We start from the raw sequence: 15,353 nt of genomic DNA, 5'->3' as shown, positions 1-15,353 counted from the left end.
AAATCGGAGAAACCAGTTGGAATTTTTATACGAGTACGGTTTGTTTTTCGCCAAAACAGTTACCTTTGTTATTGCGATAGGAGTTATTTTAATGATGCTTGTTGGCGCTGCTGTGAAGCCAAAAGCAAAAAAGGGTGAAATACAAATTGATGATGTGTCGGCTCAGTTGAGTGAGCTTAAAGAGGATTTTTTACTAAATACATTAAGTAAAAAAGAACTTAAAGCGCACGATAAAGAGCGAAAAGCGCTCGACAAAAAGTCAGATAAAGAAGGCTCAAAACCTCGCCTTTATGTTGTTGATTTTATTGGCAGCATGGATGCACATGAAGTTGAAAGTTTAAGAGAAGAAATTACGGCAATTATTTCAATTGCAGACCCTAAAAAAGATAAAGTCCTCATTCGCTTAGAAAGTGGTGGTGGGGTAGTCCATGGCTATGGGCTTGCTGCATCGCAATTGCAACGCATTAAATCGGCAGGTATACCACTGAGTGTGTCAATCGATAAGGTAGCAGCGAGTGGTGGTTACATGATGGCTTGTGTAGCTGATGAAATATTGGCAGCGCCTTTCGCAATAGTTGGCTCAATTGGTGTGATAGCACAAATTCCAAATTTTAATAAAATCTTGAAAAAGAATGATGTTGAGTTTGAACAAATTACCGCAGGAGAATTCAAACGAACCTTGACCTTGTTTGGTGAAAACACAGACAAAGCGCGTGAAAAATTTAGAGATGAAATTGAACAAACTCATGATTTATTTAAAACGTTTGTCAGTTCACAGCGCCCAAGTTTAAATATAGACCAAGTTGCAACGGGTGAACATTGGTTTGCAACGCAAGCAATAGAAAAAGGATTAGTTGACGTAATTAAAACAAGCGACGATGCATTACTTGAACAGCAAAGCGAACGTCAAATATACAAAATAAAATACAAAGTAAAAAAAGGACTAAGCGATAAATTTGCGCTTGGATTAAGTAGTGGCGTTAATAAAATAGGCATAAACTTGCTGTCTAAGTTTAAATCACTAAATCCTTAAGTACGGCATAAAGTGTTACGCATAAAAAACCCTGATAACTATCAGGGTTTTTTTATAGCTTTAAAACTGCATGGCCATTAGTCAATCGACTTATGGTAATCCTCTAAATCTTTTGCAGCGTTAGGGTCGTTAAATATAGCTTCATCTAACTCACCTTCGCTTTTAGCAACCGCGCAAGTAACCATACAGTCGCCTGTAACATTTACAGCAGTACGAGTCATATCTAATAGTCTGTCTACACCAATAATTATGGCGATTCCTTCTACCGGTAAACCAACTTGGTTAAGCACCATTGCTAGCATAATTAAACCAACGCCTGGTACACCCGCCGTTCCTACAGACGCAAGCGTAGCTGTTAATATTACCATTAAGTAATCCGATACTGTTAAATCAACTGCAAAAACCTGTGCAATAAATACCGTAGCAACACCTTGCATGATTGCAGTGCCGTCCATGTTAATAGTCGCACCGAGCGGAATAGTAAATGATGCGACAGAATTACTAGCACCTAACTTTTTAGTTGCAGTTTCAAGTGTTATTGGCATGGTTGCACTAGAGCTTGATGTACTAAAGGCAAATAAACACGTGTGTTTCATTTTTGCTAAGAAAGTGGCAGGGTTTAAGCCGGTTAAGAGCTTTAATAATAAGGTGTAGTTTACAAAGGCATGAAACAATAGCGCTAATACAACAACACCAAAGTATTTAGCTAAGCTTACAATCAAATTAAGTTCAATCGTAGTAAATAGTTTGGCCATTAAAAAGAACACACCGTAAGGGGCAATGTTCATTAGTAACGTTACTAACTTTAAGATAACGGTGTTTAAATCTTCAAAAACGGCTGCAACACGTTTACCTGCTGAGCCACTTAAAGCCATAGCAATACCAAATAGTAATGCAAATACAATCACTTGTAACATGTTGCCTTTTGCCATTGCTTCAAACGGGTTGGTTGGAAACATATCAATAATAACACGAGCGAGGGTCGGAGCTTCCTTCGCATCGTAACTTGCTTGAGATGGCAAGCCAATGCCTTCACCTGGGTTAAATAATAAGGCAAGAGTCATAGCCACCGTTATAGCGATTGCAGTTGTAATCAAATACAAGCCAATCGATTTTCCACCTAATCGGCCTAATTTTTTAGGGTCACTTAAGCTGCAGGTACCACATACCAAGGACACAAAAACAAGAGGAACAACGAGCATTTTTAGGCTGGCAATAAAAATTTGCCCACCCACATGAAAAATGCCGTCAACAAAAAAGGCTTTAATTGGCAAAGAGAATAATCCAAGAGGGATTAGATAATCGTCTTGACCAGCTAAGATTGCTTGAAATATAAAACCAACTGTAACACCAAGCACCATACCAATCATGATGCGAGTAGTTAAACTTAACGTACCGATTTTTGACATACACCGAATCTACTTTTTATAAATTTGCCATAGACTACCAGTAAGAAATTATTTACTACAGAAAAAATTAGTATTTACACGAAATATTTTTGTACAAAAAAGTAATAAAAAACTGTGATTTTAGACTAAGTTATAGGTTAATATGAGGTAAACAACATATTGTTAATAATAACAACGCTAGGGAGAGGTTCATGCCTTTAATGCGACTACTCGGCATTTTATTGCTCAGTTTATTACTCACAGCCTGTGGTGGCGGTGGATCAATTGAAAAAAGCGGTACAGTTGGTGACACTGATACGGACACAGATACAACAACTTACACGTTAACGCTACAAGGGTACTCTCAAGCAGACGCAACTAAATCAAATAGCGTGACGAATACTGCGGCATTAGATTTACGTGCAACCCTAAAAGACAATGATGGCGCTGTTGTTGCTGGTAAACGCATTACCTTTACGTTGGCTGACGATATAGGGGTTTTAAACCCTGATTCAGCCCTGACACAAAACGATGGCATAGCAACAATCGAGTTAAGTGCAGGCTCTGAGGCAGGCGCTGGTGAAGTTACTGCCACCTACAATGGCGATGATGAAACGTATACAGCCACGTTTGCATTTCAATCAACAGGTGGCCAAGGTGACGACACGGGTGTGAGTGGCTCAACAACTTTAGAAGTCCAAATTGTTGACCAAAATGGTGATAAATTTAACAGTGCTAACCCTGTAACTGCGGATAACGTTGGTGTTGTTGTTGCTACACTTAAATCAGATGGTGTTGCTGTTGCGGATAAACTCATTTCTTTTAATACCAATTTTACGGGCGTTATAACGCCAGAGCTTGGCACGGCAATTACTGATGACTCAGGTGAAGCTCGCGTCACATTGGGCAGTGGTGTAGCAACGGGTGCTGGCCAAGTTGTAGCAAGTTACGCTCCAGCAAGTGGTACGAGCGTTAGCAACACGGCTGTCTTTTACTCATCGGGTGATGGTGCAGCGCAAGATGAAGCGCAATTTTCGGTATCTATTAAACTACTAACAGGTTGTAATGCTGATTGGGATGATAACCGAAGCAATGTTAAATTAGACCCTTTATCTGCAGCATCTGGATGTACTGTGACCAACAGTATTTCATCTTCTGAATTGGGTGAGCTATTTGTAGAAGTCACTAATGAACAAAGTGGCGAAGGCAGTAAAAACGCACTCGTAAATATTGAAACGAATTTAGGTACAATTTTACCTTCATCGGGCACTGCTTTAACTGATAACTTTGGTATTGCATTATTGAAGCTGCAACCGGGCAATACTGGCGGCGCAGGAACCGTTACGGCAACGGCTCTCGATGAAAGTGCATCTTTAAACTTTGCTGTGGGTATTGCAAATTTAACGCTTAGCGTTGATAACGGCTTGAACACCAATGATGACGGTAGTGTAATACCACTTAAAGCAGGTGGTAGTACTGTAATTGAAGTAACGCTTACAGACGAAGATGGTAATTTATACTTAACGGCTACTGACGTTGAATTTAGCTCTACCTGTGCGATTGCTGGTGAGTCAGTCATTGATGACAGCGTAAAATCGTCAAATGGTATTGCAACCGCAACTTACAGAGCAACAGGGTGTAACATTGACGATGATGTAACTATTACTGTTGAAACAGGCGGACAAAACTTTACTGAATCAACGGTTATACCCGTGGAAAGTTCTGCAGTACAGTCTATTCAATTTGTGGATGTAAGCGAAACATTTATTGCGCTTCCACCAGGCGAAGGTGGCCTTCCAACTCAATCAATCGTTACTTTTAAACTTTTAGATGCTGACAATATAGCGTCTTCTCAGCAACGAATTGACTTTAAACTAACAGATTCGGTAGGCGCTGCAAATTTAACGCTTACCAGTGGCAACACAGATAACGAAGGTTTGGTACAAACGACAGTAACGTCAGGTATTGTGCCTGGGCCTTTAGTTGTAAAAGCGTGTTATGTGTCTAAAGACGATGTTAAAGCACTTCCAGAGGGTGATGATTTAACGTGTTGGGTTGATGACTTCCAATTGTGCCAAACTGATCCTAGCAATGAAATTTGCCCAGAGGGTACATTAAACCTGATCCCACTTTCTGAGCAAATTAGTTCTGTTTCTGCTCAGCTTACACTTGCCTCGGGTGTAACTGATCAAAACAGCTTTGATTTAAGCCCAACAACATTTAACACTAACTCGCTTTACTACAACGGTATCATAACCGATTTAACTGTATTTTTTGGTGACCAGTTTAATAATTACAACGGTGACGGTGTTGAAGCTACAGTGCTTTCAGAAGCCGGTGTGGTTGGTTCTTCAAGCAACGAAGAAACATGTAAAACAACTGATGCAACCTGTGTTGTTACATGGCGCTCTCAAGGTGACCGCCCATTTGAAGATTACAAATGGGGCAACAGAATAGGCGATATCGACGGTAATGCGTCTACAACTGAGGGTATCAATCCTAAAACAGGCCAAATTAACTGTGACCCTTACTTTGGCGCAGCTGCACCGTGTATTAATGGTATTACCCGCGCTAAAAATGACGAAAATGGCGTAGTAATGGGCGGGCGCGTAAGTGTGCTTGCAGTTACTAAAGGTCAAGAGAATTTTGTTGATGAGCAATCAACTGATGATATAAAGCGTACGAATGGTTTATTTGATATTGGCGAGTACTACGCTAGCTACGATTTACCAGAAGCCTTTATTGATCACAACGAAAATAACAGCTTTGATAAAGCGGATTGTAGTGATGCACGCGGCGATGATTACGACCCTGTATCAGATGCGTGTTCAGAGTTAAACTCACGTGGTGGCCATAACGAAACGTGGCGTGACTTAGACAACGACGGTATCTACGATGCCGCTGACGGCCTATACAATGGGTTATTATGTAGCGAAGCTGCAAATGCTGCAGGCGAATGTTCACGTGAGTTGGTTGAGGTTCGTAAAAACATTGAGTTAGTTATGTCAGGCGATGAACCATATGTACGTTTCTCTGTGGTTAAAACGGATGCATTACCAGCACCATTTGAAGTATTCGTTCCTGCGGATTGTTCAAGCTCAGTATCTGGTAACAGAACTTTTGTAGAGTTAGAAGAGTCCGATGTAACTGAGCGTTGTGATGTTGCTGCAATAGACCTTTCTGTCAACAATGTTGAAATCGATAACCCAGATTTCGATCCTAATGACCCTGACGAAACAGACCCTGAAACACTTACCGTGGACATTGGTTTAACATCAATGGCTGTTCGTATTCACTACACAGATGAATTTGGTAATCCATTACCTGCAAACACGGTAGTGTCTTTAACAACGAGCAATGGCGATCTGTCAATTATTAGTCACAGTGAAACAATACCTAATACCAACACAGATAAACCGATGTACTCGGATGTATTAATTTCACGAGAGACTGATGGTAACGACCAAACAAGTGGGGTTTTAAGTATTACTTTTGAATTTGAAAACCAACTAGGGGCCAGTAAAACGGTCTCGACAGGCATCACAATTTTCGATGATGTTTAAGTTATCGTAAAAAATGCCAACCTTTAGGTTGGCATTTTTCTTTGTGTTCTATATATTCCACAGCAATTATTCTAAAAACACCAGTTTGTCTAAATTAGCAACAAAAATTGTTCGTTTATTCAGTAAATACTGAAAAGTTTGTATTAAAAGCTTGTAACAACTAGTGTTTGTAGATATACCTATAAATATTCGCACCGCTAATGCGGTAAACACATTTTCAATATTTGGTTAGAAATAGGCAACTATGGGCAAATCGCTAGTAATTGTAGAGTCACCTGCTAAGGCTAAAACAATTAATAAATACTTAGGTAATGACTTTATCGTAAAGTCCAGTATTGGACATGTACGAGACTTACCTACCTCAGGTTCGAGCAAAGCAAAAGTGCCGGCAACTAAAACGCCAGCAGAAGTGCGTAAAATGCCACCGGATGAGAAAGCAGCTTATAAACAGCAACGAGATTACACAAACTTGGTTGCACGTATGGGGATTGATCCTGAAAAAGGCTGGCAGCCTCATTACGAAATCCTACCGGGTAAAGAAAAGGTTGTTCAAGAATTACAAAAGCTGGCCGAAAAAGCAGACCAAATATACCTCGCAACGGATTTGGATAGAGAAGGGGAAGCAATTGCTTGGCACCTTCAAGAAATCATCGGTGGCGAACCAGAAAAATACAAACGCGTTGTTTTTAACGAAATTACTAAAAATGCCATTCAGCAAGCGTTTGAAACACCGGGTGAGCTAAATACTGACATGGTATTTGCTCAGCAAACTCGTCGCTTTTTAGACCGTGTTGTGGGCTTTATGGTATCGCCGCTTCTGTGGGCAAAAGTAGCGCGTGGTTTATCTGCAGGGCGAGTACAGTCAGTTGCAGTACGATTACTCGTAGAGCGTGAGCGTGAAATAAAAGCGTTTATTCCAGAAGAGTTCTGGGATATTCATGCAGATGTTAAAAATAGCGAGTCTGACCTACGTTTAGAAGTCACTAAACAAGCAGACAAGCCATTTAAACCTGTAAATGAAGCACAGATCAAAGAGGCGGTAAAAAGCCTTGAGAGTGCAGAATATAAAGTTGTTAATGTTGAAGAAAAACCGAGTAAAAGTCGCCCAAGTGCACCTTTAATCACATCAACAATGCAGCAAGCTGCCAGTACACGTTTAGGTTATGGTGTTAAAAAGACCATGATGCTAGCACAGCGATTGTACGAAGGTGGTTACATTACTTATATGCGTACTGATTCAACAAACTTATCGAAAGATGCTGTTGAGATGTGTCGTGAATACGTTACAGAACAATTTGGCTCAAAATATCTGCCAAAAGAACCTATTAACTACAGCTCTAAAGGTAATGCACAGGAGGCACACGAAGCGATTCGTCCTTCTAGCGTTACTGTGCTGTCTGGACACCTTGAAGGTGTAGATGCCGATGCTAAAAAGCTTTACGAATTAATATGGCGTCAATTTGTAGCGTGCCAAATGGTACCTGCAGAGTACGATTTAACAACCTTAACAGTTGCGGCTAACGATTTTCAGCTTAAGGCAAAAGGGCGTGTGCTTCGTTTTGATGGTTGGACCAAAGTGCAACCAGCTGTTCGTAAGAAGAACGAAGAAGATCAATCACTCCCAGCTGTTGCAGTGGGAGAAACACTAACACTTGTTGAACTTGATCCTAAACAGCACTTCACTAAGCCACCAGCGCGCTTTAGTGAGGCAAGTTTGGTAAAAGAGTTAGAAAAACGAGGAATAGGTCGTCCATCTACTTATGCTTCTATCATTTCTACAATTCAAGACCGTGGCTATGTGCGGGTAGAAAATCGTCGTTTCTTTGCTGAAAAAATGGGTGAAATTGTAACCGATCGTCTGGTTGAAAACTTTACCGATTTAATGAACTTTGATTTCACAGCAAAAATGGAAGGCCGTTTAGATGATATAGCAGAAGGTGAACGTGTATGGACGCAAGTACTTGATAAGTTTTACGCTGATTTTTCAACACAATTAACCATTGCAAAAGACGAACCAGAACAAGGTGGTATGCGTCTTAATGAAATGGTTGAAACTGATATAGAGTGTCCTACCTGTAGCCGTAAAATGGGTATTCGAACTGCTTCAACCGGGGTGTTTTTAGGGTGTACGGGTTATAACCTACCACCTAAAGAACGTTGTACTACAACTATGAATTTAGTGTCGGGCGATGAAGCGGTTGCCGCTGATGTTGAAGACGAAGAAACAGAAAAATTAATGCAAATGAAGCGCTGTCCCGTTTGTGAAACAGCGATGGATTCGTATTTAATCGATGAGACCCGCAAGTTACATGTATGTGGTAACAACCCAGCGTGTAAAGGGCATATTGTTGAGCAAGGCACGTTTAAGATTAAAGGCTACGACGGTCCAATTATTGAGTGTGATAAATGCGGCTCAGACATGGAACTTAAATCTGGACGTTTTGGTAAGTACTTTGGCTGTAATAACGAAGAGTGTAAAAATACACGTAAGTTACTAAAAAACGGTGAAGCTGCACCGCCTAAAGAAGATCCAGTTCATATTCCTGAATTAGAATGTGAAAAATCAGAAGCCTATTTTGTATTACGAGATGGTGCTGCAGGTATATTTTTAGCTGCAAATACATTCCCTAAATCGCGTGAAACTCGAGCACCTAAGGTTGAAGAGTTAAAACGATTTAGAGATCGTATATCCCCTAAATTCTACTATTTAGCGGACGCACCAGGTCAAGACCCAGATGGTAATCTTGCTGTTGTGCGCTACAGTCGTAAAAACAAAGCGCAGTATGTTATGACTGAGATAGACGGCAAAGCAACTGGTTGGACTGCTCATTATGAAGCAGGTAAGTGGGTAGAAGAAGCCAAGAAAAAAGCAGCACCTAAAAAGAAAGCTGCTGCTAAAAAAGCCCCTGCTAAAGCAAAACCTAAAGCAAAAGCAAAAAAAGATGAAAAGTAACTAAAGCGCGTTTTTAACACCTTATAGTTACAAAAAACCGGAATGCACAGCATGTGTCTATTCCGGTTTTTTTATGCTTAGTAATTGTGCTCGCAACGGCTTTTTGGCTGTTCAATTAGCTAAGCATAGCTAGCCTTAAAAGCAGGCTTAAAGCATACCTTTGAGTCAGGGTTAGATTTTTACAGAAGTTACTTTTTGATAGCCTTCTGATTCAAGCTCATCATTTACGCAATTTAAAACATACGCGTAAAGGTCTTCATTCATTACATCGTCGTCTTTAGCCCAGTTAACGCACATCTCAGTGTACTCTTTTACCATTTGTGCTGATGCTACTGGTGTATCGTCTGCTACTGAGTATGTTGCATATACTGCAAATAGAGACGCTGTAAGTGATGCAAGTAATGCTTTTTTCATTCGTTTATTCCTAAAAATGGTTTTATAGCGGTGATTGTCGCTATTAAACAAACATGTCCAAGCAGAACGCTTCTGTTGGTATGCTGAATTTAATCGAATTTTAAATAAAAGATAACGAAATATATTTATCGTAAAGATAAGTTTATTTATGAGCCGTTTTTTTATAATTATTTGTATAAGCTTAATTAATACGTTAATGTCGCATTTTTAAATTCATAGAATAATAAATGACACCTAACACTCCCGTTACACCCAAAAAAAACATTCAATCAACCAATAAAATAGAGCATGCATTGGAGTCGTTTATTTTTAAAGGACGTTGGTTGTTAGCGCCTTTTTTTGTTGGCCTTTTGTTTGCAGTTATTTTGTTATTAATTAAGTTTTTTAAACAACTTTATTTAATGGGGATCGCTACTTTTACCGCATCAAGCCAAGATTTACTAGTAGGCATATTGACGCTGGTTGATACAGCGTTACTTGCTGGCTTATTGTTGATTATTATATTTAGTGGATACGAAAACTTTGTGTCTAAACTAGGTATAGATAATCATGAAGATAAGCCATCTTGGATGGGTAAAGTGGGGTTTTCAGGGCTGAAAATGAAGCTTATCAGCGCAATCGTTGCAATATCGGCTGTAGAACTATTAAAAGTGTTTATAAATTCAGAGGCGCATTCAAACGACGAGCTACTATGGAAAGTAATAATCCACGTTACTTTTGTGATGTCTGGAGTGTTGTTTGCATTTACCGATTACCTCAATAGTAAAACCCATAACCATTAAATTTACCTACAAAAAAAGCCCATGTTATTACATGGGCTTTTTTGTAACTAATTAGCGGTTAGCATCAATTAGCACTTTGCGTAATAGCATGCAAACGGCGCTAATAGTAATTCATCGTTCGTTATATACCCTTTGTGGTGGCTAAGCTCACTAAACTCTGTTAATACCTCAGTTGGCATCGATAGCGATGCTTCAGTGCCACTTAAATTAAAAACACACAACATTTTTTCATTTTCGAATGTTCTGTAAAAAGCAAGTACAGGCTCATGTGTGTTAATAAATTCAATATCGCCTTCAAGTAGCACGGTTTTTGTTTTTCGCCACGCCATAAATTCACGATAAGCATTTAAGATAGAATCATGATCATGTGTTTGCTGTTTTACTGATTGCTGTTTATGCTGCTCGTCTACAGGCAGCCATGGCTTAGTGTCACTAAAGCCCGCATGGTGTAAATCGGCATTATCCCATGGCATCGGCGTTCTACAGCCATCACGGCCTTTAAAGTTTGGCCAAAAGGTTATTCCATACGGGTCTTGCAAATCTTCAAAGGCTACGTTGGCTTCCCCTAGGCCTAATTCTTCACCCTGGTACATACATACGCTACCGCGCAAGGATGCGAGTAGGGCGGTGAGCATTTTACATTGCTGTGAATTAACTTCGCCATTTTGACTCCAACGGCTTGCTACACGTTCAACGTCGTGATTGCTAAACGCCCAACAAGGCCAGCCTTCTGTCATTCCTTTTTCAAGGGTTTGCACGGTTGTTCTTATATACTCACTTGAATAATCGTTAGTCAAAAGCTCAAAGCTATAACCCATATGCAGCTTATCACCGCCTTGTGTGTACTCTGCCATAGTGGCTAAAGAGTCCTCTGACGAAATTTCACCCAGTGATACAGTGCCTGGGTATCTATTAAGTAACGCACGAATATCTTGCATAAACTCAATATTTTGAGGTTGGGTATTATTGTAATAGTGGTATTGAAATGCGTAAGGGTTGTCTTCACTGAAACCACGGCCTTGGCGTTTTTCTTTTGGTTTTGCAGGATTATCACGAAGCTGCGCATCATGATAGCAAAAGTTAATGGCATCGAGTCTAAAACCATCAACGCCTTTTTTAAGCCAAAACTCAACGTTATCTAGCACTGCTTTTCTAACATCTGGGTTATGAAAATTTAAATCGGGTTGTTCAGTTAAAAAGTTATGAAGGTAGTATTGCCCTCTGCGTGGTTCCCATTGCCATGCACCGCCGCCAAAAATTGATAACCAGTTATTTGGTGCAGTGCCGTCTTCTTTAGAGTCAGCCCACACATACCAGTCGGCTTTGTCGTTACTTTGATTTTCACGGCTGTCTAAAAACCATTGATGTTGATCTGACGTGTGGCTTAACACCTGGTCGATAATAATTTTAATATCGCGGTCGTGTGCTTGTCCAATAAGCTCGTCGAAGTCGTTTAAATTGCCAAATAAAGGGTCAATATCACGGTAGTCACTAATATCGTAACCAAAATCTTTCATAGGAGATTTAAAAAATGGCGAAATCCAAATAGCATCAACACCTAAGCTCTTAATATAATCAATACGATTAATTATTCCTCTTAAATCACCAATACCGTCGTTGTTGCTATCTTGAAAGCTACGCGGGTAAACTTGATAAATAACCGCACCTTTATACCACTGCTTTTGGGCCATGCTTTTCTCCGTCATTCCAAACAGTTTTTTAAATTCTTATATGTGATTATGGTAAATCACGTTATTTGCAAAAAGCATACGTGAAGGCCGAGATACTGTAAAAAGACTGCATACGTATGCACTAAAATAAGCATGTTTGAGTGACTTCAAAAAGCGTCTATTTAGTTTTAAGGAAGCGTTGCCATTAAATTGAATCTGTTTACCAATTGCATGTAATTAAAAAGTAACACGGCATAGCACCTCGCAAGTGCATATTTTTGCTGGATTGCACTATAATAGTGATTGCATGAAATGGTCTTACCAATTTCACATTGATATTTATTAGTTAAATTTAGCCAATGGTGTATGGATCTAATTTATTTCTTAATAATTACAAGCTGTTAAAGCAGGTTTAAATCATTAGGCTATTTTGCATAATTGTAATATTCGGATAAAATTTGTTGCACCAATTAATATCATTTAAAACAGTGTGTTACTAAGTTTTGTGTGAAGTTTATGTTAATTTATGTTGGTTTTATAAGGCTTGAATACGTATGCATAAACTTGTTAATAAAATAAACCAAGCGTTAATATCCATCCTGACAACAAAATAAGCTCGCCTCGGTTTACTATCACTAAACAATTGAGCGGGTATCACAATATGGGTAACGGGAAAACATCATGTCTATGTTCAAACCAAGTATATTAACTCTGGCGTTAGCTGCTGCTGGCATCACTAGTTTTGCAGCAACTGCAGCGGAAGAAAAACAATTAAAAAATGATGACGTAGAAGTTATCGAAGTTAAAGGTTTTCGTGGCAGTATTGTAGAATCAATCAACACTAAACGTTTTTCACCAGAAGTCGTTGAGTCTATCTCTGCAGAAGATATCGGTAAGTTACCTGATTCGTCGATTGCTGAGTCTATCGCTCGTTTACCTGGCTTAACAGCACAGCGCCTAGACGGTCGTGCAAGCCGAGTGAGTGTTCGTGGCTTTAGCGAAAACGAAAGTGCCACTACATTTAATGGTCGTGAGCAAGTATCAATTGGTGATAACCGTGGCGTTGAGTTCGACCTTTACCCATCTGAAATAATGAGCGGCGTTACCGTTTATAAAACACCAAGTGCGAGTATCGAAGCTGAAGGCATCGCCGGTGTTATCGACATGCAAACCGTTAAACCTTTAAGTAAAGGTGAACGTGTAATTATGTTTAATGGTCAACTTGAGCAAACTGGTTTTGGTAAGCTTAATCCAGACGGTGATGATCAAGGTTACCGCGGTACGGTCTCATACATTGACCAATTCGCAGATGACACCATTGGTGTTGCGTTTGCTCTAAACACAATGAGTTCACCAAACCAAGAAAAGCGTTGGAACTCATGGGGTTACCCAGAGTTTACTACTGAAGATGGTCAATCATATTCTATTTTAGGTGGTGCTAAACCATACGTACGTTCTTCAACGCTTGAGCGTGACTCAGCAATGCTTGTATTAGAAGCTGCACCGACTGATAAATTAAATATGACGTTTGATGCGCTTTATATCGACTTTTCAGATGAACAAATTTTGCGCGGTATCGAAATTCCATTTGCATGGGGTCAAGGTTCAATTAGCTCAGATTCAACAACAGTTGATGCTGAAACTGGATTTATCACAAGTGCTGTGACTGAAGGTCAGCGTGTTGTTGTTCGTAACGATCATCAAGAACGAAAAGCTGAATTAACGCAGTTTGGTTTTAATGCAAAATACGATATTAACGACAGTTGGAGCACAGAGTTTGATATTAGCCGCTCTGAGGTTGAACGTCAGCTATGGAGCATTGAAAGTTATTCAGGCACAGGTCGAGGTGATGCTAATGGTGTTGCTGACAACATTGGTTATATGCTTGATGGTGGTAATACCGGTGCACAATTTTCTCATGAGCTAGATTACAGTGACTATAACCTAATTCAATTAGGTGGCCCGTTATCGTGGGGTGGAAGTAAAGCCCTTAATGACAAATATGGTTTAACTGACACACCATTTCAAAATACAGCACAAGATGGTTTCATCAATGCGCCAGAAGTGAATGATGAACTAACCACGTTAAAACTTGCTGCAACTAAAATTCTAGACAACGAATACGTTAATGCTGTTAAATTTGGTATGTCTTATCGTGACCGTGAAAAATCAAAGTTATCTGAAGGTTATTTTTTAACACTTAAAGATTTTTCTCTATCTAACCCAGGTATGGTTTCGGTTCCAGAGCAGTACCGTTTAGGTTCAGCTAGCTTAGACTTCATTGGTATGGGCGATATGATTGCCTACGATACTCGTGCCCTAATAAACGATGGCTACTATGATTTACTTCAAGAGAGCCTTACAGACCAAAAACATAAAACACAGTCGTGGACAGTCCAAGAAAAAGTAACTGCCTTCTTTGTTCAAGCCGATATTAACGCAGAAATTGGATCAATTCCGGTAACAGGTAATGTGGGCGTTCGTTATGTTAAAACTGAACAGTCTTCACAGGGTTCAGCTGCTAACACAGTAGACGGTCTCGTAGTTGTTACACCAACAGATGTAAGTCACGACTACAGCCACGTTTTACCAAGCATTAACTTATCGTTTGCAATTGACGAAGAACAAACGTTACGTTTTGGTGCTGCTAAAACTATTTCACGCGCATTGTTAAACGATATGAATGCGTCAATCAATGCATCTTACGGGCAACAACCAGATGATAATGGCAACTTTTGGAGCATTTCAGGTGGTAACCCTAAACTAGAGCCAAAAGAAGCGACAGGCTTTGATATCAGTTACGAAAATTACTTTAATGCAGAAGGTTACTTCTCTGCTGCGGTTTTCTATAAAGATATCAACCAGTGGATATTTGATGGTACTTACGCAGTCGATATGTCTGGCGTAGCTAACCCTGCAACGGGTGAAATACCAGCAACTTCTTCAGGTACTGGTAATGGTAAAGTAAATGGTGGCGGCGGTGACCTATGGGGTTACGAGCTTTCACTTGCGCTACCGTTTAACGTATTTCATTCTTCACTTGATGGCTTTGGTTTAATTGCAAGCCATACAGGCATTGAGCAAGACGTTGAAGATCAAAATGGGAATGAATATGAACTTGTTGGCTTATCTGACCAAATAGATAGCTTGACTGTTTACTACGAGCGTAATGGCCTCCAAGCGCGTACAAGTATGCGTAAACGTAGTGACTTTAAAGGTAACGTAAATGGATTAGGCCTTGCTGCAACTCAAGTTGACATTAAAGGTGAAACAATTTGGGATGCACAATTGGGTTTTGATTTTGGCGAAGCAGGTGTTGATAGCTTAGATGGCTTAAATGTAACCTTCCAAGTACAAAATATTACTGAAGAACCGTTTACCACTTTAAGTGGCGATAACGCGCTACAAGTACGTGACTACCAAGATTATGGTCGTACGTTCTTATTGGGCTTTAGTTACAAGCTATAATAAACGTTGTGTGTAGGAGCCCTTGTAATTTATTTTACAAGGGCTTTTTTATAGCTACTTTATCTAAATTTTATCAAACTTA

The 15,353-nt window shown here is 39.8% G+C and carries 8 protein-coding genes; 5 read left to right on the top strand and 3 right to left on the bottom strand.

Annotated elements, in window-relative coordinates:
• Positions 1 to 16 precede the first annotated feature (16 nt).
• Positions 17 to 1,033: a protease SohB gene (sohB, locus tag ATS72_RS04565; RefSeq protein WP_058428987.1), complete on the top strand. Its 1,017-nt coding sequence runs from the start codon at positions 17 to 19 to the stop codon at positions 1,031 to 1,033.
• A gap of 77 nt (positions 1,034 to 1,110) precedes the next feature.
• Here sohB and ATS72_RS04560 read toward each other — a convergent pair whose 3' ends face one another.
• Positions 1,111 to 2,442 carry a dicarboxylate/amino acid:cation symporter gene (locus ATS72_RS04560; RefSeq protein WP_008131535.1) on the bottom strand — a complete coding sequence of 444 codons (1,332 nt, stop codon included), beginning with the start codon at positions 2,440 to 2,442 and terminating at the stop codon, positions 1,111 to 1,113.
• Between the two features lie 191 nt (positions 2,443 to 2,633).
• Between ATS72_RS04560 and ATS72_RS04555 the strand changes: the two genes are divergently transcribed.
• Positions 2,634 to 5,984 (top strand): invasin domain 3-containing protein, encoded by a 3,351-nt coding sequence (locus ATS72_RS04555; RefSeq protein ID WP_058428986.1) that lies wholly within the window; start codon positions 2,634 to 2,636, stop codon positions 5,982 to 5,984.
• 244 nt (positions 5,985 to 6,228) lie between these two features.
• Positions 6,229 to 8,937, top strand: coding sequence for a type I DNA topoisomerase (topA, locus tag ATS72_RS04550; protein ID WP_010557475.1), 2,709 nt, complete (start codon positions 6,229 to 6,231; stop codon positions 8,935 to 8,937).
• A gap of 171 nt (positions 8,938 to 9,108) precedes the next feature.
• Here topA and ATS72_RS04545 read toward each other — a convergent pair whose 3' ends face one another.
• Positions 9,109 to 9,351 (bottom strand): hypothetical protein, encoded by a 243-nt coding sequence (locus tag ATS72_RS04545; protein ID WP_006792156.1) that lies wholly within the window; start codon positions 9,349 to 9,351, stop codon positions 9,109 to 9,111.
• A 227-nt stretch (positions 9,352 to 9,578) separates the two neighbouring features.
• Between ATS72_RS04545 and ATS72_RS04540 the strand changes: the two genes are divergently transcribed.
• Positions 9,579 to 10,133 carry a TIGR00645 family protein gene (locus tag ATS72_RS04540; RefSeq protein ID WP_010557473.1) on the top strand — a complete coding sequence of 185 codons (555 nt, stop codon included), beginning with the start codon at positions 9,579 to 9,581 and terminating at the stop codon, positions 10,131 to 10,133.
• 68 nt (positions 10,134 to 10,201) lie between these two features.
• Here the strand turns inward: ATS72_RS04540 and ATS72_RS04535 are convergent, their stop codons facing one another.
• On the bottom strand, positions 10,202 to 11,824 hold the full coding sequence (locus ATS72_RS04535) for an alpha-glucosidase family protein (RefSeq protein WP_058428985.1): 1,623 nt from the start codon (positions 11,822 to 11,824) through the stop codon (positions 10,202 to 10,204).
• 660 nt (positions 11,825 to 12,484) lie between these two features.
• Between ATS72_RS04535 and ATS72_RS04530 the strand changes: the two genes are divergently transcribed.
• Positions 12,485 to 15,271: a TonB-dependent receptor gene (locus tag ATS72_RS04530; RefSeq protein ID WP_058428984.1), complete on the top strand. Its 2,787-nt coding sequence runs from the start codon at positions 12,485 to 12,487 to the stop codon at positions 15,269 to 15,271.
• The last annotated feature ends 82 nt before the right edge of the window (positions 15,272 to 15,353 follow it).

Source organism: Pseudoalteromonas sp. 13-15 (assembly GCF_001468205.2).
GTDB lineage: Bacteria > Pseudomonadota > Gammaproteobacteria > Enterobacterales > Alteromonadaceae > Pseudoalteromonas > Pseudoalteromonas marina.
This window is presented reverse-complemented; position numbering and strand designations above follow the sequence as displayed.

What these genes read in the sequence shown, in the direction of transcription:
- ATS72_RS04545 (WP_006792156.1), bottom strand. Translation starts at nt 9,351, where the DNA reads ATGAAAAAAGCATTACTTGCATCACTTACAGCGTCTCTATTTGCAGTA.
- topA (WP_010557475.1), top strand. Translation starts at nt 6,229, where the DNA reads ATGGGCAAATCGCTAGTAATTGTAGAGTCACCTGCTAAGGCTAAAACA.
- ATS72_RS04560 (WP_008131535.1), bottom strand. Translation starts at nt 2,442, where the DNA reads ATGTCAAAAATCGGTACGTTAAGTTTAACTACTCGCATCATGATTGGT.
- ATS72_RS04530 (WP_058428984.1), top strand. Translation starts at nt 12,485, where the DNA reads ATGTCTATGTTCAAACCAAGTATATTAACTCTGGCGTTAGCTGCTGCT.
- ATS72_RS04555 (WP_058428986.1), top strand. Translation starts at nt 2,634, where the DNA reads ATGCCTTTAATGCGACTACTCGGCATTTTATTGCTCAGTTTATTACTC.
- ATS72_RS04540 (WP_010557473.1), top strand. Translation starts at nt 9,579, where the DNA reads ATGACACCTAACACTCCCGTTACACCCAAAAAAAACATTCAATCAACC.
- ATS72_RS04535 (WP_058428985.1), bottom strand. Translation starts at nt 11,824, where the DNA reads ATGGCCCAAAAGCAGTGGTATAAAGGTGCGGTTATTTATCAAGTTTAC.